The organism is Halomonas sp. BN3-1 (genome assembly GCF_003056325.1).
GTDB lineage: Bacteria > Pseudomonadota > Gammaproteobacteria > Pseudomonadales > Halomonadaceae > Halomonas > Halomonas litopenaei.
Map to the genome: position 1 here is coordinate 169,276 of NZ_PYVV01000003.1, position 20,885 is coordinate 190,160.

At 64.9% G+C, this 20,885-nt stretch carries 20 protein-coding genes; 8 read left to right on the forward strand and 12 right to left on the reverse strand.

Translation table 11 applies throughout. The features are described from left to right. Nucleotides 1-131: 131 nt before the first annotated feature. Entirely contained in the window at nt 132-965 is an 834-nt protein-coding gene (gene phnX / locus C9F12_RS05810) for a phosphonoacetaldehyde hydrolase (protein ID WP_108448262.1), read from the forward strand. Between the two features lie 3 nt (nt 966-968). On the opposite strand, the gene C9F12_RS05815 is transcribed toward phnX, so the two are convergent. The 3 genes from C9F12_RS05815 to C9F12_RS05825 all read right to left on the reverse strand — a co-directional run bounded on the left by C9F12_RS05815 (nt 969) and on the right by C9F12_RS05825 (nt 4,581). Then, nucleotides 969-1,316, reverse strand: a complete 348-nt coding sequence (locus C9F12_RS05815; protein ID WP_045994072.1) for a DOPA 4,5-dioxygenase family protein — start codon at nt 1,314-1,316, stop codon at nt 969-971. A gap of 176 nt (nt 1,317-1,492) precedes the next feature. Further along, on the reverse strand, nt 1,493-3,538 hold the full coding sequence (gene betT / locus C9F12_RS05820; RefSeq protein ID WP_045994071.1) for a choline BCCT transporter BetT: 2,046 nt from the start codon (nt 3,536-3,538) through the stop codon (nt 1,493-1,495). 416 nt (nt 3,539-3,954) lie between these two features. Then, nucleotides 3,955-4,581: a hypothetical protein gene (locus C9F12_RS05825; protein WP_108448263.1), complete on the reverse strand. Its 627-nt coding sequence runs from the start codon at nt 4,579-4,581 to the stop codon at nt 3,955-3,957. Between the two features lie 279 nt (nt 4,582-4,860). Between C9F12_RS05825 and C9F12_RS05830 the strand changes: the two genes are divergently transcribed. Next, a complete protein-coding gene (locus C9F12_RS05830) occupies nt 4,861-5,457 on the forward strand; it encodes a LysE family translocator (protein WP_045994069.1) in 597 nt (198 codons plus the stop codon). A 27-nt stretch (nt 5,458-5,484) separates the two neighbouring features. On the opposite strand, the gene C9F12_RS05835 is transcribed toward C9F12_RS05830, so the two are convergent. Further along, complete coding sequence (locus C9F12_RS05835) at nt 5,485-6,384, reverse strand: AraC family transcriptional regulator (RefSeq protein WP_108448264.1); 900 nt, start codon at nt 6,382-6,384, stop codon at nt 5,485-5,487. 291 nt (nt 6,385-6,675) lie between these two features. Between C9F12_RS05835 and C9F12_RS05840 the strand changes: the two genes are divergently transcribed. Then, on the forward strand, nt 6,676-8,199 hold the full coding sequence (locus C9F12_RS05840; RefSeq protein ID WP_108448265.1) for a DUF3360 family protein: 1,524 nt from the start codon (nt 6,676-6,678) through the stop codon (nt 8,197-8,199). A 280-nt stretch (nt 8,200-8,479) separates the two neighbouring features. Here C9F12_RS05840 and C9F12_RS05845 read toward each other — a convergent pair whose 3' ends face one another. The 7 genes from C9F12_RS05845 to C9F12_RS05875 all read right to left on the reverse strand — a co-directional run bounded on the left by C9F12_RS05845 (nt 8,480) and on the right by C9F12_RS05875 (nt 14,842). Beyond that, entirely contained in the window at nt 8,480-8,800 is a 321-nt protein-coding gene (locus C9F12_RS05845; protein ID WP_108132465.1) for a DNA-binding transcriptional regulator, read from the reverse strand. Beyond that, entirely contained in the window at nt 8,781-9,167 is a 387-nt protein-coding gene (locus C9F12_RS05850; RefSeq protein WP_108448266.1) for a type II toxin-antitoxin system RelE/ParE family toxin, read from the reverse strand. The genes C9F12_RS05845 and C9F12_RS05850 overlap by 20 nt, the downstream gene beginning before the upstream one ends. Before the next feature lie 223 nt (nt 9,168-9,390). Then, nucleotides 9,391-10,098 carry a response regulator gene (locus C9F12_RS05855; RefSeq protein ID WP_045994066.1) on the reverse strand — a complete coding sequence of 236 codons (708 nt, stop codon included), beginning with the start codon at nt 10,096-10,098 and terminating at the stop codon, nt 9,391-9,393. Then, on the reverse strand, nt 10,095-11,534 hold the full coding sequence (locus C9F12_RS05860; RefSeq protein ID WP_045994065.1) for an ATP-binding protein: 1,440 nt from the start codon (nt 11,532-11,534) through the stop codon (nt 10,095-10,097). Before C9F12_RS05860 ends, C9F12_RS05855 begins: the two co-directional genes overlap by 4 nt. 148 nt (nt 11,535-11,682) lie before the next feature. Continuing rightward, complete coding sequence (locus C9F12_RS05865; RefSeq protein WP_240184183.1) at nt 11,683-12,759, reverse strand: LacI family DNA-binding transcriptional regulator; 1,077 nt, start codon at nt 12,757-12,759, stop codon at nt 11,683-11,685. Nucleotides 12,760-12,878: 119 nt separating this feature from the next. Beyond that, a complete protein-coding gene (locus C9F12_RS05870; protein ID WP_108448267.1) occupies nt 12,879-13,805 on the reverse strand; it encodes a lysine exporter LysO family protein in 927 nt (308 codons plus the stop codon). A 347-nt stretch (nt 13,806-14,152) separates the two neighbouring features. Then, entirely contained in the window at nt 14,153-14,842 is a 690-nt protein-coding gene (locus C9F12_RS05875; RefSeq protein WP_108448268.1) for a hypothetical protein, read from the reverse strand. 175 nt (nt 14,843-15,017) lie between these two features. Here C9F12_RS05875 and C9F12_RS05880 point away from each other — a divergent pair, with 175 nt between their 5' ends. The 5 genes from C9F12_RS05880 (at nt 15,018) to yghU (ending at nt 19,765) form a co-directional block, all read left to right on the forward strand. Further along, on the forward strand, nt 15,018-15,575 hold the full coding sequence (locus tag C9F12_RS05880) for a DJ-1/PfpI family protein (RefSeq protein ID WP_045992037.1): 558 nt from the start codon (nt 15,018-15,020) through the stop codon (nt 15,573-15,575). A gap of 138 nt (nt 15,576-15,713) precedes the next feature. After that, entirely contained in the window at nt 15,714-16,298 is a 585-nt protein-coding gene (locus tag C9F12_RS05885) for a TetR/AcrR family transcriptional regulator (RefSeq protein ID WP_108448269.1), read from the forward strand. A 424-nt stretch (nt 16,299-16,722) separates the two neighbouring features. Next, entirely contained in the window at nt 16,723-17,829 is a 1,107-nt protein-coding gene (locus C9F12_RS05890) for an alkene reductase (protein ID WP_108448270.1), read from the forward strand. 123 nt (nt 17,830-17,952) lie between these two features. Next, nucleotides 17,953-18,711, forward strand: coding sequence for an SDR family oxidoreductase (locus C9F12_RS05895; protein ID WP_108448271.1), 759 nt, complete (start codon nt 17,953-17,955; stop codon nt 18,709-18,711). A gap of 178 nt (nt 18,712-18,889) precedes the next feature. Then, nucleotides 18,890-19,765, forward strand: coding sequence for a glutathione-dependent disulfide-bond oxidoreductase (gene yghU, locus C9F12_RS05900; protein ID WP_108132470.1), 876 nt, complete (start codon nt 18,890-18,892; stop codon nt 19,763-19,765). A 165-nt stretch (nt 19,766-19,930) separates the two neighbouring features. Here yghU and C9F12_RS05905 read toward each other — a convergent pair whose 3' ends face one another. Continuing rightward, nucleotides 19,931-20,875 (reverse strand): glyoxylate/hydroxypyruvate reductase A, encoded by a 945-nt coding sequence (locus tag C9F12_RS05905; protein ID WP_108448272.1) that lies wholly within the window; start codon nt 20,873-20,875, stop codon nt 19,931-19,933. Nucleotides 20,876-20,885 lie beyond the last annotated feature (10 nt).

Here is a 20,885-nt window from a genome sequence, read left to right on the forward strand (position 1 = left end):
GGTCGATACAGCAGGGCGGCGACACCGGGTGTCGCCGCCCTGTCATCTTGATGTGATGTCCTTGTCATCCTTGCCTACGCTGGTGTCGCGGCACCATCCATGGCATCTCGAACCCGCAAGGAGCCGACCGCATGAGTACCGAACGTCACGCCCCCCTGGCCCTGGAGGCCGTCATCTTCGACTGGGCCGGGACCCTGGTCGACTTTGGCTCCTTCGCCCCGACCCAGGTGTTTGTCGAGGTGTTCGCCGAGATCGGTGTGGCCGTCAGCCTCGACGAAGCCCGTGGCCCCATGGGCATGAGCAAGTGGGATCATATCCGCGCCCTGTGCGATCTGCCCGACATCGCCGAGCGTTTTCGCCAGGCCTGTGGCCACTCGCCGAGCGACGAGGACGTCGACGTGCTCTATCGGCGGTTCATGCCGTTGCAGGTGGCCAAGGTGGCCGAGCATTCCGCGCCGATTCCTGGCGCCCGGGAATGTCTCGCGGGGCTGCGGGGCAGAGGACTCAAGATCGGTTCCTGCTCCGGCTATCCCGCCGAGGTGCTGGCGCCGGTGCGCCGTGCGGCGCGCCAGGCGGGGCTCGAGGTGGACCACGCCGTCGCCGGTGACGAGGTGGTGCGCGGGCGACCCGGGCCGGCTCAGGCGCTGGCCAATGTGGTGGCGCTCGGTATCGGCGATGTGGCGGCTTGCGTCAAGGTCGATGATACCGCTCCCGGCATCGAGGAGGGGCGCGCCGCCGGCATGTGGACGGTGGCGGTGACCGATACCGGCAACGCCATGGGGCTGGATCTCGAGGGTTACCAAGCGACCCCGCCGGACGCGCTCGAGCGGCGCCGGCGCCACGTAGCCGAGCGACTGAGCGCCTGTCGCCCCCACTACCTGATCGCAAGCGTCGCCGAGCTTGACGGTGTGCTGGATCAGATCGCGGCTCGGCTCGCCCGGGGCGAGCGACCCCAGGCCTCGTGAAGGTCAGCTCGGGGAAAAAACGGACAGGTCGAGTGCGTGGCTGCGTCCCAGCCAGATGACGCCCTGGGTATGGTCGAAGAGGTCGTCGTCGGTGCCCAGATGCACGAAGATGTCCAGCTCGCCCCGATGGATGGCGAGCCAGGGCACGATTTCGCCGAAGGCCTCGGCCGCGAAGGATAGCTGGCAGCTCCAGCGCGGATGCGGCCCCACCGGTTGTTGATGAAAACGCCCCACCTGAACGGCAAAGCGCGACTGGCATTGCTCGGCCAGGGTCCTGGCCTGGGCAAGCCCTTCGGCATCGTCGTAGTAGAGGTGGGCGTGGTAGTAGCGAATCTGCTCGACGTCGGGCATGGGACTCTCCTGGGCGCTCTGCTGATGACGTCGACAAGGATCGCGTCCCTGGCGATGCATGGCAATCGCGGTGTCACGCCCGCCTGCCCACCAGCGTTACATACTGAAGCGGCGGCCCTGGGGCCGCCGCTGTCACTTGCTCCGGCGTCGTCGGTGACGACCTTGCCGGTTCACGCTCAGGGTTCCTGGGTCGTGCCCTGGGGTGGCTCGCCGATAAAGCCCGGCATGGCCGGCGTCGGCGTGCCCTGGCGGGCGATCGCCAGGAACTGCAGGTGGCGTTCGTACTCGCCGAGCACGTCATCGATGACCTGACCCCGGGTGTAGCCATTGAGGTTCTGACCCACGCCGCCTTCGGCCAGATGCACGTCCAGGCGCAGGTAGTAGTCATCGTCCGCCGGCAGGAAGCTCGGCGTGCGCATGCGATGGGGGCGGACCTGGTAGACGAAGCTCTGCATCTCCTCGAAGTCTACCTGCAGGGTCAGCCGCGGCAGCGGTTCGCCCTCGATCTGCTCTTCGCTCAGGGTGGCCGACTGGCCGCGACGCTCGAGCTCCTCGACGAACTGTTTCAGGCCCGGACGCAGGGCGTGCTCCATGGTCGACTCGGCACCGGCGCGGTTGGAGGTGTCCAGCGCCCGATCCAGGCGTTCCTTCCAGTTGCCGCCTTCGCCGCTGGCCGCGACCAGCTTGCGCGCGTCGGCCTTTTCCTTCTCGGTGCGCAGGGCCCGGGCCAGTCCCACCATGATCGCGAACATCACCAGCGAGAACGGCAGGGCGGTGATCACCACCGCGCTTTGCAGGGCGTCGAGGCCGCCGGCCATCAGCAGGGCGATGGTAATCAGGCCGATCACCGCCGCCCAGAAGATGCGCAGGCGGATCGGCGCGTCGTGGTTGACGTCACGCAGAATCGAGGTGAAGTTGGCCAGCACCAGGGCGCCGGAGTCCGCCGAGGTGACGAAGAATACCACTCCGAGCAGGGTGACCACCGAGGCGGTGACGCCGATGTAGGGGTACTGCTCGAGGAAGGTGTAGATGGTGGTCTGGGGAGTGGCCAGCGCCTGCTCGCCGAGCACCGCCAGGCCGTCATTGGCGACCATGTCGATACCGGCGTTACCGAAGATCGACATCCACGCCATCATGAAGCCCAGCGGAATCAGCAGGGCGCCAAGGGCGAACTGACGAATGGTGCGCCCGCGCGAGATGCGCGCCAGAAACAGCCCGACGAAGGGTGTCCAGGCGATCCACCAGCCCCAGAAGAAGATGGTCCACCAGCCTTTCCACTGCTGGGCGTCGCTGCCGGCGAAGGCGTAGGTGTCGAAGCTCTTGCCGACGAAGCCACTGAAGTAGTCGCCGACGTTGAGCACCAGGGCGTTGAGCAGCGCCAGGGTGTCACCCTGGAACAGCACGAACAGCAGCAGGGCGGCGGCCAGCAGCATATTGAACTCGGACAGCCGGCGAATGCCCTTCTCGACGCCGGTGACCACCGAGATGGTCGCCAGGATCACCACCAGCACGATCAACACCACCTGGGTCGACAGGCTTTCGGGTACGCCGAACATGAAGCTCAGGCCGTAGTTGAGCTGGATGACGCCGATACCGAGGCTGGTGGCGATGCCGAACACGGTGGAGATCACCGCGGTGATATCGACGGCATTGCCGATGGGGCCGTAGATGCGCTTGCCCAACAGCGGATAGAGGGCGCTGCGGATGGCCAGCGGCAGGCGATGGCGATAGCTGAAGTAGGCCAGGGCCATGCCCATCAGCACGTACATGCCCCAGCCGGTCAGGCCCCAGTGGAGGAAGGTCTGGGGCACCGCCTGCCTAAGGGCGGCGGCGCTTTCCGGGGCCATGTCCGGGGGCGTCAGATAGTGCGACAGCGGCTCGGCCACGCAGAAGAACAGAAGGTCGATGCCGATGCCTGCGGCGAACAGCATCGAGGCCCATGACAGCAGCGAGAACTCCGGGCGCGAGTGGTCCGGGCCGAGGCGAATGTTGCCGACCCGGGACAGGCTGATGACCAGCACGAACACCAGATAGGCCACGGCGGCCAGCATGTAGTACCAGCCGAAGGTGTCGTTGACCCAGGCAAGACCGCTGTCGAACAGGGCACCGGCCCGTTCGGTGAAGGTCATGGTGAAGAACAGAAAGACCACGATGCCGGCTACCGCGCCGTGAAAGACGACGGGGTTGAGGCGATCGCGGGAGGCGCTCTCGTGATGTGACATGCACGTGCTCCCTCGAGGATGAAGTGAGACAGAGCCTGCCCGGCGAGGCTATCGCCGTTCTCCACGATGCCATCCTGGCATCCTGATGCTGCTTCCGTGAGCGTTACGCCATTTTGTTAATTGACCGACCAATTAACAAAATGATGATGGCGGAGTGGCCGAGTCGTGGCTCGGTACCTGTTGGCGGCTCTTGCGAAGGGTCTGGGCGACCCACCGCGGCCAGGGGCGCGCGGTTATTTTATTGATTGAACGTTCAATAAAATACAGAGATGAGGAGCATCTTTCAACCCGAGGGGGAGAAACGGCGGGCAGGGGGCGCACGAAAACGCCATGCCCGAGGCTCGGACATGGCGCGTTGGTACGGGGCTTTCTGGTCTCCCGGGTCGGCGCCTATGGCCGAACCGAGGGCGTCAATATCAGGCCTCGGGGGCGTGATGCTTGTCGGGACCATGAGCGCGGTGCTCACCCGGACCACCGCGCGGGTGGTCGCCGTGGCCCGGCATCATGGTGTGCTTCAGTTCACGCAGCTGGCGCTCGTCGAGGATCTCGGCCAGCTGGTCACGGGTGGAGGACATCAGTTCGCGCCAGGCGTCATGACGGGCTTCGCGGTTCTCGAACTCCTGGGCCTTCAGCGCTTCGGCGCCTTCCTTGAAAGATTCGCGAGCGGCGTTGAACGCTTCGCGCTCGTCGTCGGACAGCTCCCACTTGTCGACCAGGGCGTTGATGCGCTCCTCGCGCAGCTCGTGGCGGGCACGTTCGAGGGCGGCGACACCGTCTTCACCGAGGATTTCCATGCGCTGCTCGCGGAAATCGTCGTTGAGTTCCTTGATCTCCTGACGGTGCTCCATGGCGGCCTGCTTCAGGGCTTCGCGGGTCTCGGCGTCGATGCCGGCGCGGTCAAACAGCTCGGCGCGCATCTCGCCCCCTTCGTGGCGCGGGCCTTCGGGGCGGTCGGGCGAGGCCGTCGCGGTCATGGCGACCGGCAGCAGGGCGGCAGAGACAGCGGCGGACAGCAGGGCCTTGCGGGCAAATGTCATTTTCATGGGTCGACTTCCTTCAGCGTTGATGCCTCGTCACAGGACGTGGCGTTATGGCGGGCGATGCCCTTGTTGACGTGATCCATCTTGACCCTGGCTCGTGCAAGGCTGATGCAGCCAATGTGCAGAGAAGCGGCAAGCGCAGACGAGTTTGTGCAACGCAGGGTTCGAATTTTCGGCGGGGCAGTGGAGCCGAGGCCGAGGAGTCGGCGCCGGTGAAATTTTCTTCAATACCGAAGGGCGTCATCGCGTCAGCCTGAAACGCCATCCTGTGAGGCATGTGTGATGACGTTTTCTCTGGAAGAACTGCTGGCGATCTTTGCCTTCTCGCTGGTGGCCTCGATATCGCCGGGCCCGGTCAACCTGCTGATCCTGTCCACCGGCGTGGGTCACGGCTGGCGCCGAGCGATGCCCCTGGTGGTGGGTGCCAGCGGCGGTTTTACCCTGCTGCTGGGCCTGCTCGCCGCGGGGCTCGGGAGTGTCTGGCTGGCGCTGCCCGGGCTTCAGTGGCTGGTGCGGCTGGCGGGCCTGAGCTTTGTGGCCTGGCTGGCCTGGCGCCTGTTGACGGACGCAGGCGACTGGGGCACGGACCAGCGGCGCGAACCGCCGGGGCCCGCCACCGGCGCGCTGATGCAGTGGCTCAACCCCAAGGCCTGGATCGCCTCGTTGGCAGGGCTGGGACTGTTCACGGCGGGACGGGAAAGCGTCGATATCGCGCTTTTCACCCTGGTCTGGGGCAGCGTCTGTCTGGCGAGCGCCATCGGCTGGGCGTGGCTTGGTGGACACGCCCGGGGCTGGCTGTCGTGCGAGGCAAGACGGCGGGTCCTCCAGCGCCTGCTGGCGGCCTTGCTGATTTTTAGTGGCGCGCTGATGCTGCTGTGAGGCAGCTTGCGGGCACCGGTCCGACGGTCAGGCGCGCTGCTTAAGGTGCTGAATCTGACCCTTCAACGGGCCTGGCATCTGACCCTGCATCTGATCCTGCATATGACTCTGGATATAGTGCCCCGGAGTGGTGGCCAGCAGCTTCTTGAAGGTGCGTTGCAGGTGCGCCTGGTCGGCGAAGCCGCAGTCGTTGGCGACCGCAGCGATGGGATCGCCCCGTCGCAGTCGTTGCCTGGCGTGACGCACGCGCAGGTCGATCAGCGCCGCATGGGGCGTGGTGGCATAGTGACGTCGAAAGCCCGAAATCAGGCTGGTGGCGCGGCACTCGGCGGCGGCGCAGAGGTCGTCCAGGCGCAGCTCTTGCTGCCAGTCGTCGTGAAGACGCTCCCAGGCGCGCACCAGTCGCTCGGGAGGCGCGCCGTGTTCTGCCTCGCCTTGCGCCGGCAGGTCGAGCAGGCCTGTCAGGCGCTCGGCGAGCCGCTCAAGCACGGTCTCGCGCTCAAGCAGGCTGGCATCGTCATCGGCAAGGGCGTCGGTGGCGACGCGAATGACTTGGTGAAGGGCGGCGTCTTGCGTCGTCAGTGCCGAGAACACCGCACCGTCATTGCCGTCGAGGCCGCAGCGCTCGGTCAGCCAGGCGCTGTCCAGGTAGAGCATGTCGTAGCCCCAGTCTCGCTCGCTCAAGGCGTTGCAGGCGTGGACGTCGCCGGGGTTGATCAGCACCACGTCTCCCTGGCGCACCTCTAGGGTACGGTGGCGGTTGAGGAAGCTCGAGTGGCCCTGGACGATCGCGCCCAGCGAGTGGGTGTCGTGGCTGTGGGGTGCGTGGCTGAGCCGGTGCCCGCCCCTGACTCGGCGCGCCTCGACCTGGGGCATCCGCGGGTCGCGCAGGTAGCGGGAAAAGGTGGCAGCGATCCTGGGGGGCATGACGGTCTTCCTGGCAAGACGCCGTGGCTGCGTCGAGGTCTTCACTCTCGTCGATCCTGGGATGCCAGGCAAGAGACGCCTGCGCTGGATCAAGGGAGAGGGGAGTTTGTCAGGCATTTTTGGCGTCGCAACCCTTGGCGAGGCCAAAGCCTGATAGCCGTCAACGAGGCCCGCGGGGGGCATTGTTAAGGTCTGTCATCTTTTTTCAAGGCGCGCTGTCAATTCGACGAACGGTCAGGGGGACTTGGCTCGGCGTCGGACAGCAGCGTCACCTCAGACATCGAGATCCACATGACAGACACCGTGACGTCCACCCGGGAGGCCGGCGAGGCCCCCAGCTATCGCGAGATGCACCGCGATGCCAGCGAATTTGCCAGCCGTTCCGACTACCTCGAGCATGAACTCAAGATCATGCGTCCCCGGCGCTATGGTCTTAATCTGATCGGCCGGGACTTCCACTTCGAACTCGAGGACCTGGTTCCGGCGATTGCCGGCACCATCGGCATCATCGCCATGTACTCGGCGGTGATGATGTCCTGGGCCAATGGCCTGTCCGCCGCCTGGCCCGATGTCACCCTGGGGCGCGAGTTCGCCATCGCCGTCTCGCGTCTGGAGATGCTGCTGCCGGTCCTGCTGTTCTGCGTGCTGGGCTCGGGTATCTTCAATCCGCGTGCCAACCTGGCCGGCAATCACGGCCCGATGATTCCGCTGATCGCCAGCATGGCCCTGGCTGGTGCCCACCCGCTGGCCCTGGCGCTGTGGATCGGCGCCTTTGGCCTCGGCCTTTCCTGGGTCAAGGGCGGCTCGCGCCTGGTCAACCTGACCTCCCAGGGCACCGCCGGTGGTCTGCTGATCTTCCTCGGCTTTTCCGGCGCCATGAGCCAGATCGGTAGCCTCAAGGCGTGGGGCATGGGGCTCGAGGGCCAGATGGGCTACGTCGCCCTGGTGGTGCTGGCGGTCAATATCCTGCTGTACGCCGTGCTGGCGCGGCTGGGCAAGCGCTGGCTGGCGATTCCCGCCTGTGCGGTCACCGGCCTGGTGGTGGCGCTGGCGCTGGGTGCGGGTTTTGATCTCGAGTTCACCACCGAGACCGGCCTGCCACCGCTCAGCCCGAGCTACTGGTGGGGCAGCACCGACCAGGGCTGGATGCTGGGGCTGCCGAACATGCAGCACTTCATCGCCTCGCTGCCGTTTGCGATCCTGGCGGTTGCCATGTGGTCCCCGGACTTTCTCGGTCATCGCATCTTCCAGGAGATGAACTATCCCAAGGGGGCCGACCGGGTACTGATGGACGTCGACGACACCATGACGATGTGTTCGCTGCGTCAGGTGGTCGGTACCGCCCTCGGCGGTGGCAATATCACCTCGTCCTGGGGCACCTACATGATCCCGGCGGCCATCGCCAAGCGTCCGATCCCCGCCGGCGCCATTCTGCTGGGCCTGATGACCATCGCCATCGCCATCCTCGGCTTCCCCATGGACGTGGCGGTGTGGCCGCCGGTGATGTGTGTGGCGCTTTTGGTCGGAGTCTTCCTGCCGATGCTCGAGGCCGGCGTGCAGATGATCAAGGAAAGCCGCGACGCCCAGGCCGCCGGCGTTTGTCTGTTCGCCGCGGCGGTCACCAACCCGGTATTGGCCTGGGCGGTGACCATGCTGCTCGACAACAACGGCTGGATCGGTGATCGCGAACGCGCCACCCGGCTGTCGCTGGCCGACCGTCTGATCATCCCCGCCTCGGTGCTGGCGGTGTGTCTGTTCGCCATGCTGGCGGTGGGCATGTTCGAGGGACAGTACGGGATTCCCGCGCTGTTCTAGATCGAGCGCAAGTGCCATACGCAAGAGGCCGCCCTTGGGCGGCCTCTTGCGTTATCGGTGAGTCGGTCGAGACACTTAGCCGACCGGCTTGCTTGGTGCTGGCGACTGAATCTTCGGGCCTACCGTCAGTCGAGGCGAAACAGATAGAAGGGGCTCTCGATTACGGCCATGGCAGCGTGACAGAGGGCACAACGTGATATATGGCGGCCCCCTGAGTACGGTGCTCGATTCGCCTCTCCACGCAAGTGGCCCTTCCACCGGCAGGAATGGAGAGGCGCGCTCAGCAAGCGATGGCCTGAATGCCTTTTTTCTGGATGACTGCCAGTAGCCTCAGCGCGGGCCCTCCAGGACGCTTCACGCCGCGCTCCCAGTCTGAGACCAGGTTCTTGCTGACGTTGAGGTAGCGAGCGAAGACAGACTGAGAAAGATTTTCGCGCTCGCGCAGCGCTCTGATGGCGTCGGGGGAAATCATTTCTACCGTGGTGAGGCAGCTCTCATCGAAGTCGCGCATCGTTTGCTTGTCGACGGCGCCTACCTCGTGCAGAGCTTCCATGGTTTCATGGATCGCCGCCATCGCTTCGCTACGGTATTTCTTCGCCATCGTCTTCCACCTCCAAAAAATGCCCCTTATGAATCAACTCGACCAGGTGCTCTTCTGACAGCTCGAGGATGTGTTGGGCGGCCCGTTTGAACGCAACCTTTTCCTCGTCGCTGATATTGCTCTGTTGGCTCTTGGCGAAGCCGTAAACGAAGAAGGCTCGGTGTGCCTGGCGGTAGAGGATGATCGTGCGGTAGCCGCCTGACTTGCCTTGCCCGGGACGAGCCACCCGCGGCTTGATCACGCCTCCGCCCAGGTCAGCATCGATCAAGTCCCGTTCCGCTCGCTGGATAGCGTCGCGCAGCGCGGCGGCGTCAAGTTTCTGTTTTCTGGCGAAGCGTTCAAACCAGGCGTTCTTGAAGATCCTCACCGGCCGTGTCCTTGCCATTCGTAGTGTACTACATAGTGTGACATCATGCGGCCCGCAGCAACTGTCCTGCCTGCAGCAGGGCGTTGCAGGGCAGTGTCTCCTTTTCGATGCATAAGACGCGGGGCATCAAGCAGAAAAAGAGAAAGGCAGAGCGGCCGGACGATGTCCAGCCGCCGGGGGACGGTTGCCGGGGGACGGCTGCCATGACAGGCAGCCCCGAGGATCACTCTTCCGGCTGGTACTTGTAACCCACGCCGTAGACGGAGCGGATGATCTCCCGCTCGGGCCAGATATCGGCGATCTTCTTGCGCAGCTTCTTGATATGGCTGTCCACGGTGCGCTCGGAGACGATGCGGTGGTCGCGGTACATGTGGTCCATCAACTGCTCGCGGGCGAAGATTCGCCCCGGCGAGTGCATCATCACCTTGAGCAACTGGAATTCCACCGCGGTGAGGCCCAGGTCCTGACCGTCGGCCAGGGCGCGCCAGCCGCTTTCGTCCAGCACCAGGTCGTGATTGGCTTCGCTGTCCTGCTGGTGTGCCTGGCTGCGGCGCAGCACGGCCTTGACCCGGGCGACCACCTCGCGCGGGCTGAACGGCTTGCAGATGTAGTCGTCGGCACCCAGTTCGAGGCCCAGCAGGCGGTCGACCTCCTCGACTCGGGCAGTCAGCATCACCACCGCGATATCGGGCCAGCGCTGACGGATCTCGCGGCACAGGGTCAGGCCGTCGGTGCCAGGCAGCATCAGGTCCAGCAGCACCAGGCTGGGGCGCGACTCGGCCTCGCTGAGGTAGCCGACCACCTGGTCGCCGTGGTCGATATGGTGGGTGGCGTAGCCACTGCCCTCCAGGTAGTCCGCCACCAGACGGGCGATCTTGGGTTCGTCTTCGACGATCAGGATGTCGTCGAGACTGGCGTCGGTGTCGTTCATTCATCGTCCTCGTGCTGCTGATGGTCCGGCAGGGCCGGAAAACGCAGGGTCCAGCATAACCCGCCAAGCTCGGAAGGGGAGGGGCGCATGTCGGTGTCGTGGGCGCGGGCCAGGGCGGTGGCGATGGACAGCCCCAGGCCGCTGCCGCCGCTTGAGCGGTTGCGCGAGCCTTCCACCCGGTAGAGGCGTTCGGTCAGCCGCGGCAGTTCGTTGACCGGCACCCCGGGGGCGCTATCTTCCCAGCGCAGCACCCAGTCGTCGGCCTCACGCCGCAGTGATACCTTGAGGCGCCCCGGCGCCTGGGTGTAGGCGCAGGTATTGTCGATCAGGTTGTTCCATAGCTGGCGCAGGCGCTGCAGGTCGCCGCGAATCCACGCCGGGCCCTGAATATCGTGCTCAAGGGTCAGGCCATGATCGGCAAGCCAGCCCTCGGCTTCGTCCAGCCGGGTGGCCAGTTGCTCGCCCAGGTCCAGCGGTGCGAGCTGGACTTCCAGTGCGCCGGCGTCGCTCTGGGACAGCAGGCGCAGGTCGGCGACCAGGCGCTCTAGCTGGCCGACCTCCTGGGACAGCGAACGCAGGTTGTCCTGGTCGAGGGCGCGAATGCCGTCCTGCATCGCTTCTATCTCGCCGCGCAGCACCGCCAGTGGGGTACGCAGCTCATGGGCGATGTCGGAAACCCAGCGAGTACGCGCCTCGCGGCTGGCTTCCAGGGTTTCCGCCAGCACATTGAAGTCGTGGGACAGGCTGGACAGCTCGTCGCGACCGCGCTCCGGCAGGCGGATGCTGTAGTCGCCCTCGGTCAGCCGGCGGGTGGCCAGCGCCATGCCGCGGGCGCGTCGGCCCATCCACCAGGACAGGGCGGCGGCCAGCAGCAGCGAGGTCAGCGCCAGGGCGATGACGATGATGGTCAGGTTGCGTTGCTGCTGGGCCAGAAACAGTCGGTCCATGCGTGCCATCAACTGCTCCGGCGGGCGATAGCCCAGGGTGCCGACCTGGCGGCCCGCGCTCATCACCGGCAGCCAGCGCAGTTCGGCGGCCATGTCGTCCTTGTCCGGGGGCAGGCCGATCACCGGCAGGCCGCTTTCGTCATGGAGCACGAAGTCCCTGGGGTCGCCCAGGTCGCCTTCGATGCTCATCGGCGGCAGGTTGTCGCCGGGCCAAAGCTGGCGGCGTACCAGGTGGTGCCAGGCGCGCGGCGACTGGCGCAGCCACTGCCAGTTCTGGCGTCGCGCCCAGGCCTCGCCGAGGCCTTCCGCCAGGGTCTCGGCGCGCTGGGTCTGGGAGCGGTCGAGGTACTCGATGAAGCCCTGGTCGAGGCTGCGCGAAATCGCCACGAACACCAGCCCGGCGATGGCCACATTGACCACCAGGATGATGACGAAGAGCTTCAGACCCAGGCGTGAGAAAGCCGGGCGAAACAGGCGTTTCGCGGACATGCGACGATTCCTTGACCGAAATGGCGAAAAAGATGAACACAGCATGCCATCGTCGGCGCCAAAAAGGCGCCAATAACGGTGAAACCTTTGTGCAGCCTTCGCCGACGGATGAGTCGAGCGTTCACCTCAGTCCGTAGCGGTCATACCGTCAGGGACAGCTTTCCCCGATCAGCAGTCGCGTTCCCAATAGGCGGTTCTCGGCGGGTTCCAGACCCAGCACCATGCGCGCGGCGACGCGCCCCTTCTCGATGCTGTCCTGGCGCACGGTGGTCAGTCGTGGGGCTCGGTATTGGCCCTCTTCGATACCGTCGAAGCCGGTCAGGCGCAGGTCCTCGGGGACGCGGATGCCACGCTGTTCGGCCAGGGTCAGGACGGTCAGGGCGATGCGGTCGGACATGCACAAAAGCAGATCCGGGCGCTGTTCTGCCGGCAGGTCGAGGATCTCCTCGATCACCGGGGCGCAGACCGCGTGGGTGTTCTCGTCGATGTTCCACACCGGGACGCCGGTGGGGTCGATGTCGTGTTCGTCCAGGGCGCGGTGGAAACCGTCCAGGCGCGAGCGGGTGATGGTGCGATGGGCATCGAGGCAGCGATGCTCGTCGCTCACCGGGCCATTATAGGATTCATCGATCAAGCGCAGGCTGAGGATACCGACCCGCCGTGGACGTTTTTTCAGTGCGTGGCAGGCGATGGCGTGGCAGGCCGGTTCGTTGTCGATATGCACGGTGGGGCGGGCATCGATATGGAAATCCACCCCGACCAGCGGCCGCTGGGCCGGCAGTTCATTGATCAGCCGGTCCCCGGGCATCAGGCCATAGACGACGAAGCCGTCGGCCATGCTGGCGGAGCCCGGATGGCAGAGTACATCGGCGTGGCGGGGAGATTCGGGCTGACGTCCCGACAGCAGCAGCAGGGTGTGCCCGTGGGCGTCGAGCACCTCGGTGATGCCGGTCAGAAGCTCGCTTGAAACCGCGTCGTTGAGGCTGTAGGTCAGGGTCTCTGCCAGCACCACCGCGACGATGCGGGACTGCCCGGTGCGCAGGCTGCGGGCCCTGGCGTCGGGGCCGCGGTAGCCCAGGCGTCGGGCCTCCTCGAGGATGTGCTCGCGCAGGGCGCGAGACAACTGGTCGGGGCGATTGAAGGCGTTGGAGACGGTGGCCGTAGAGACCCCAAGTCGCTGGGCCAGATTCTTCAGGGTGATGGGGCGGTCCTCAGGATTCACCACGGGCTTGTGTTCCTTGCTGCGTGCTCTCGACAGCATAAAGCGCTGGGCCATCGGGCGTCACGGCTTGGCAGCACCAGCGGGCATCAGAGTGCTTCCATAAAGCGCTGAATGAGTGGTTGTTATAGTGCGACCAGAAACAAAATGAGTGGTGGTGACAGCAGCGACAGGATAAAGCCGCTGACCACGGCGATGGGCACGCAGCGCACGCCACCGTGCTGCTGGATCACCGGCAGGGTGAAGTCCATCGAGGTGGCACCGCCATAACCGATCGCCAGGGGTGCGTAGCGTCGCATGACCAGCGGAATCAGCACGAAGGCCAGCAGTTCCCGGGTCAGGTCGTTGAAGAAGGCGACGCCGCCCAGGGCCGGCCCCAGGTGTTCGCCGATCAGAATGCCGGACAGCGAGTACCAGCCGAAGCCCGAGGCCATGGCCAGGCCCTCGTTCCAGGCGAGCCCGAGCATCGGTGCCGCGGCGAGTCCACCGATCAGCGAGCTTGCCGCCAGGGTCATGGCGATGAACAGGCCATGACGATTGAGCAGGATCTGTTTGAGCGGCATGCCGGAGTTGCGCAGCTGACAGCCGATCAGCGCCAGCAGTACGTAGAGCACCCATTCTGCCAGGTGTTCCGCCAGCTCGAAGGGCGTCGTCCCCCAGCGTCCCACCAGCATCAGCCCGATGACCAGTCCGGCGATCACCACCCCGACCAGTGACAACGAACCCGCCATGGCCGCCAGCTTGCTGGTCGGGGCGCCGTCGATCACGCGTTTTTCGCCAAGGTCCAGGCGCAGTCGACGCGACAGCCACCACAGGGCGGCCAGGTTGAAGGCCGAGATGACCACGAACAACAACAGCGCCTGGCCGCCCATGTGCGACAGCTGAGTGCCCAGGTCGGGCAGGCCGGCCAGGCTCACCCCCATCAACAGCAGGATCAGGTAGATCGATGCGCTGACGCCGCGATTGATCCAGGCCATGACGCTTGCGCGGCGTACCGGTACCAGATAGCCCAGCACCAGCGGCAGCAGCACGATCAACAGACCGGTGAACATGAACGAACTTCCTTGCTCGATGGAGGCGGTGCGTGTCGGTCAGGCACCGCATCGATGAATTGCTGCGCTCGTGAGCCCGTCCGTCGAGGATGAGCAGGACAAATCGGTGGTCAACGGCGCGACCAAAAGCGCAATACTCTATGCAAGTTTCACAAGGGAGAAAAGACGACCAAAGCGTCAGTGGTCGGCAAGATCGGCGCCACACCCCGGACGTCGACAAGGCATCCTGGCAACGAGCCGTCGGCCTCGGCGGGCGGAAGGCCGGATGGTGGTGAGGCAGGGCTGCTGACCAAGCGCCTCACCAAGCGTCCAAAAAGGCGGCTGAGGAAGGGAGAAACGGAGCAGCTTCAGTTATTGGAAGTGGCCAAGGAGGTCAGGCTCAGCCGACTGACCCGCTCGCCGCGTTTGATGTAGTCCACCCCCAACAGCAGGCCGGGCAGGTCCGGGTGGAAGGCCACGACCATGTGGCGGTCGTCCTTGCCGGGCTCGACCAGGCGGACCCGCAGGGCGTCCACCATGCGCCCGTTCACGTCGATGGCGGCGGTGGGCAGAGGGCTTGCGACCAGGGTCTCGATGTCGCCCTTGTGATCGAGATAGTGAATCTCGCAGCCGCTGGCGCAGCGCTCTCGCTGGACGCTACGTGACAGATCCACCAGGGCGGTCTGACGGTCGGGGTGACGCCGTAGCTGACGGTTGTCCAGTCGGTAGCTCTTGCCGATGCCCAGCAGACGATAGCCACTGGAATAGCCCAGCGCACGCAAGCCGTCGCCGTTCTCGGCGAAGCGTGCGGTTTCCTGACCTTCGGCGATGGCCACCCGGGCGCGCATGTCGCTGCGCCAGTGATCGCCTTCGCGGTACACCCGATGATGCACGGTGGCATCGGGCCAGCCATCCACCGACAGGTGGTAGCGGGCATCGAAGCTGGCCATCGATGCGGCTTGTGCCGCAAACGGCAGCAAGAACAGTAGCCATAGCAGCCCCGCCGCGAGGCGCGGGCGAAGAGACGGCGAGCGGTAGACGATGGAGTTGCTGGGCATAGTAGCGTCCGCTGCTTGAGTGGCATATGGAAACGAGCTGTCACCTTGGGAGGCCGGTGCGCCCTGAAGGTTCCCCGGCGGGCTGGCAGAAGCACGGTCCAGTGGTTACGCTGCATTACAGCATGGTCGCCATCATGACCCTGCACCGCCCCTCAATGACCAAGGAGTTTGCCACATGGCACGTTTGCTGCTGCTCGCGGGAGATTTTGTCGAGGACTACGAAATCATGGTGCCCTTCCAGGCGCTGCAGGCCATGGGGCATCGTGTCGATGCGGTGTGCCCCGACAAGAAGGAAGGCGACAAGGTCAAGACCGCCATCCATGACTTCGAGGGCGACCAGACCTACACCGAAAAGGCCGGGCATCTGTTCGCGCTCAACGAGACCTTCGCCGACATCACTCTGGCCGACTACGACGCCCTGGTCATCCCCGGTGGGCGAGCGCCGGAGTACCTGCGCCTGGACGAGCGCGTGCTGGAAGTGGTGCGCCACTTCGTCGACAGCGAGAAGCCGGTGGCCGCTGTCTGCCACGGCGCCCAGCTTCTGGCGGCGGCGGTGTCACTGTCAGGACATCGTATCTCGGCCTATCCCGCCTGCGCCCCCGAGGTACGCCTGGCGGGTGGCGAATTCGTCGACATCGAAGTCACCGACGCCATCACCTGCGGCAAGTTCGTGACCGCGCCAGCCTGGCCCGCGCACCCGGAGTGGCTGCGCCAGCTCAACGAATTGCTGTAGGCCCGCCAGTCCGGCCCCTTCTGGCCTGGGTACAGGCCCAGGCCAGGAGTGAGGCCAGATCCCTTGGAAACCCAACCGTTGGGCTCTTGGCAGAAAGCCACTTGACGACGACTAGACGACTGGTCTAGTGTCTTGGGCATGACAACCAAGGCTCCCACACGTGACCTGTTGATACAGGTCGGCATGAACACCTTTGCCGAGCACGGCTATACGGCGACGGGCATCAATACGGTGCTCAAGGCTGCCGGTGTGCCCAAGGGTTCCTTCTACCACTATTTCTCCAGCAAGGAGGCCTTCGGCCTTGCCGTGGTCGAGGTGTTCGCCGAAGACTACGACGAACGCTTCCAGGCGCTGCTGGTGCACTCCCACGACGCCCCCGTTGCGCGCCTGCGCCACTATTTCGAAGACGTGCGCCAGGCGATGGCCGAATGTGGTCATACCCGGGGTTGTCTGATCGGTACCCTGGGCCAGGAGATGTCATCCCAGAGCGATTGCCTGCGCGATGCCCTGGACGCCATCTTCAAGCGCTGGGAAGGCTACTTCGCCAGCTGCCTCAAGGAAGGACAGGCCGACGGCAGCGTGCGTGACGACATCACGCCCCAGGCCATGGCGGCCTTTATTCTGGCCGGCTGGCAGGGGGCGCTGCTGCGCTCCAAGATGGCCAGAACCTGTGAGCCTCTGACCGAATTCGAGAATACGTTACTGGCCTGCATCAAACGCTAGCTGTTGGGCGAGGAGTGACTGCGCTCGGTGATACGGCGTTAAAAATCGGCCCGAAGTACTCATTTACAGCTCGTAAACTGCGCTTTCTCTCCGATTTTTGCCTTGTCTGACCATCGCTCGCATACTCCTTCGAGCGAAGTATGTCGAGGTGAAGGCGTGGCAGGGTGGGTCCTCGATTCCCCTGCCGTTTTCTTGGCCCTAAGTAATAATAGACTGGTCTATAAAACCCTCTATTTTTGTACAAAAGTGCTTGATATGTGATGCATGAATTGTACGGTAAGGGCTGAACATTCGCTAAAACGTTAGTCGAACATCTTGGGCAGCCGTTGGCGACGAGCCAACGAAGCGCCAGCCACCGTTCAGCCGTGCATCCTCGCTGAGGCCGCAGCGCCTCGTGGTATCAGCTTCACGACAGGAGATTTCCATGAGCGAGCAAGATCCCCTCTTTACCCCGCAGGTCCTCGGTGACATCACCCTGCCTAATCGAGTGCTGATGTCGCCGCTGACCCGTTCTCGCGCGGCCCAACCGGGGGACGTGCCCCAGGCGATGAATGTCGAGTACTACCGTCAGCGGGCCGGCGCGGGCCTGATCCTGAGCGAGGCCACCCAGATCTCGCCCCAGGGCAAGGGTTACGCCTTTACCCCGGGCATCCATAGCCAGGAGCAGATCGCTGGCTGGCGCCGTGTCACCGACGCCGTGCATGACGCCGGCGGTCGTATGCACGCCCAGCTATGGCACGTGGGAAGAATCTCGCATCCGGAGCTGCAGCCCGGTGGCGCCGACCCGGTGGCGCCCTCGGCGATCAAGCCTGAAGGCGCCAAGACCTTTATCAGCGCCGAGTCCGGCATGGTCGAGGTGCCGACCCCGCGTGCGCTCGACACCGACGAGCTTCCAGGCATCGTCGAGCAGTACCGCCAGGCGGCGATCAACGCTCGCGAAGCCGGCTTCGACGGCGTCGAGGTGCACGCCGCCAACGGCTACCTGCTCGATCAGTTCATCAAGTCCGACAGCAACGCGCGCACCGATGCCTACGGTGGCAGCCTGGAAAACCGCCTGCGACTGCCTCTCGAAGTGGTGCGTGCGGTGGTCGACGTCTGGGGCAAGGGCCGTGTCGGGGTGCGCATCAGCCCGACCGGCAGCTTCAACGATGTCCACGACCAGAAGCCCGAGGAGACCTTCCCGGCCTTCGCCGCCGCGCTCGACGAGATCGGCATCGCCTACCTCGAGGTCGTGGAAGATTCCTTCCAGGGTAACCACGAGAACGGTCGCCCCGAGTCGATCATCAGCGCTATCCGTGAGCGCTTCAGCGGTGTCTATATCGCCAATGGCGCTTACAGCGCGGAGGAAGCGCGTGAGCGCATCGCCGCCGGCAAGACCGATCTGGTGACCTTCGGTCGTCCCTTCATCGCCAATCCGGACCTGCCGGAGCGCTTTCGTCGCGGAGCAGAGCTCAATGAGCCGGACTACGACACCTTCTACGGCGGCGATGAAAAAGGCTATACCGACTACCCGTTTCTCGAAGATCGCTAGCGCTTGAAGATCGCTGGCGCGATGACGTCTTTTTCTCGATGACCGCCAAGCGGTTCGCCGTCTTGCCAACGTCATCGATCTGGAACATTTCAAGGGGCCTTGGCGGCCCGACAGGAGGACAGCATGGACGTGAACAACCTGAATACCGACGGTATCAAGGACAAGGTCGTGATCATCACCGGTGCCAGCAGTGGGCTGGGTGAGGCCACCGCCAAGCGCCTGGCCAAGGGCGGTGCCCGCCTGGTGCTGGGCGCGCGTCGCGAGGACCGCCTCAAGGCACTGTGCGACGACATCAAGGCAGACGGTGGGCAGGCCGTCTACCGTGTCACCGACGTGACCAGCCGTGAGCAGGTCGAGGCCCTGGCCAAGCTCGCCCGCGACGAATTCGGGCGCATCAACGTGCTGGTCAACAATGCCGGGCTGATGCCGCTTTCGCCGTTGGACAAGCTCAAGGTCGACGAGTGGGAGCAGATGGTCGACGTCAACATCAAGGGCGTGCTCTACGGTATCGCCGCGGTGCTGCCGACCATGCGCGAACAGCACGAAGGCCACGTGATCAACCTGTCTTCGGTCGCCGGGCATGTGGTGTTCCCCGCCGCGTCGGTCTATTGCGCGACCAAGTTTGCGGTCAAGGCGCTGACCGAGGGCCTGCGTCAGGAATCCAATGGCGAGATTCGCGCGACCAATATCTCTCCTGGCGCGATCGACACCGAATTGACCCGGACGATCAGCGATGATGAGACCGCCGAGGGGGTCAACGAGCTCTACACCCTGGCCATCGATGCCGATGCCGTGGCGCGGGCGATCGCCTTTGCGGTAGAGCAGCCGGGGGACGTCGACGTCAACGAACTGATCCTGCGCCCCACTCGCCAGGAGCTGTAAGGGCTGGCGTTCGACTGGCGTCGCCGTCCCGGGAGACGCCAGTCCGGCCGCGGCGCAATACGCCAGGTCGCTCCAAGGTGCTTCGTCTGACGCTATTTTTCGCTAGGCTTGTGTATCTTTACTGCATCAATGAACCCGGCGGTGCCGGGTGGTGCCCCACTCAACGAGAAGGAACATCATGAGCAACGATGCCGAGTATCAGCCGCCGAAGGTCTGGAAGTGGGAAGGTGAGAGTGGCGGCCATTTCGCCAGCATCAACCGTCCCATCGCCGGTGCGACCCACGACAAGGCGCTGCCGGTGGGCAAGCATCCGCTACAGCTCTACTCCCTGGCCACGCCCAACGGGGTCAAGGTCAATATCCTGCTCGAGGAACTGCTGGCGCAGGGCCACGATCAGGCCGAGTATGACGCCTGGCTGATCCGTATCGGCGAGGGCGACCAGTTCTCCAGCGGCTTCGTCGAGATCAACCCCAACTCCAAGATTCCGGCCCTGGTGGACCACACCACCACGCCGCCGACCCGGGTCTTCGAGTCGGGTTCGATCCTGCTCTACCTGGCCGAGAAGTTCGGCGCCTTCCTGCCGACCGAGCACAAGGCGCGTACCGAAGCGATGAGCTGGCTGTTCTGGCAAATGGGCTCGGCTCCCTACCTGGGCGGTGGTTTTGGCCACTTCTACGCCTACGCGCCGGAAAAGTACGAGTATCCGATCAACCGCTTCACCATGGAGACCAAGCGCCAGCTCGACGTGCTCGACCGTCATTTGGCCGAGCACGAGTACCTGGCCGGTGACGAGTACAGCATCGCCGACATGGCGACCTTCGCCTGGTACGGCCAGCTCGCCCTGGGGCGTCTATACGACGCGGCGGAGTTCCTGTCCGTGCACGAGTACGAGCACGTCCAGCGCTGGGCCAAGGCCATCGATGCGCGCCCGGCGGTACAGCGTGGACGCATGGTCAACCGCACCTTCGGTGAGCCCGAAGAGCAGCTCCACGAGCGTCACGACGCCAGCGATTTCGAACTGCGTACCCAAGACAAGATCGGCGACGACGCTTGATCCACTGAAATTCAAACGTCGCTTTCAGCACCGACAAGGGCGCCTCCGAGGAGGCGCCCTTTTCTTTGAATCAATCTGGGGCTTGATCCGGGGGCGGGCCAGGAGCGCGAGACGATCGCCGCCTCGTTCCTTACCGGCCCTCGCTGGCACTTGCCAGCTCCTGGGTCAGTAGCCCGCGTCGGGGTCGACGGTCTCGATGTCCTCGCCCTTGTCCAGGGCGTCGAGGCTTGCGGCGACCTGATCGAGCGCTTCGCTCAAGGGTGTCGGTCCCGCCATGTGAGGGGTGACGATGACCCGCGGGTGGCGCCACAGGGGGCTGGATTCCGGCAGCGGCTCTGTCGGGAAGGCATCGAGCAGCGCGCCCCGGAGGCGGCCTTCCTGGCGCTGGTCCTTGTCGCCCAGCGCTGCGAGCAGGGCATCCTCGTCGATCAGGGTGCCGCGCCCGGGGTTGATCAGGCTGGCTCCCTCGCGCATCTTGCCGAGTGTCTCGGCGTTGATGATGTGGCGGGTCGAGGAGGTATCGGGCAGCAGCAGCACCAGGGTCTTCACCCGGGACAGGAGCCGGTCGAGCCCCTCGTCACCGCTCAGGCATTCGATGTCATCGATGTCCTTGTGCGAACGGCTCCAGCCGAGCACCGGGAAGCCATCGGCGGCGATGGCGCGGGCCACCTTGGCGCCGATGGCGCCGAGGCCGAGCACGCCCACCGGCCAGTCCGGCTTGTCGATCACCTCGTGCTCACGCCACTCGCACTGCTGCTGCTGGCGAGCGTAGCGGTCGAAGTCGCGCTGGAAATGGAAAAGACCGTAACGCACGTAATCGGCGATCAGCTCGGCCATGCCGGCGTCACGCAACTTGACGATGGGAACGTCGCGAGGCAGGGCCGGGTTGCCGAGCAGGGCGTCGACGCCGGCCCCCAGGTTGACGATGCCCTTGAGTCCGGTGCACTCCCGCAGCAGCGTCTCGTCTGGCTTCCAGGCCGCCAGAAAGTCCGCCTGGGCGCGCTGTTCGCGGTCGGCCTCCTGACTCTTCCAGATGGTGGCCTGGGGCAGCCGCTCGCTTAGCGCCTGCTGCCACTGGTCGGCCTGGTCGGTGTGTACGATCACCTTCATGACAATTCCG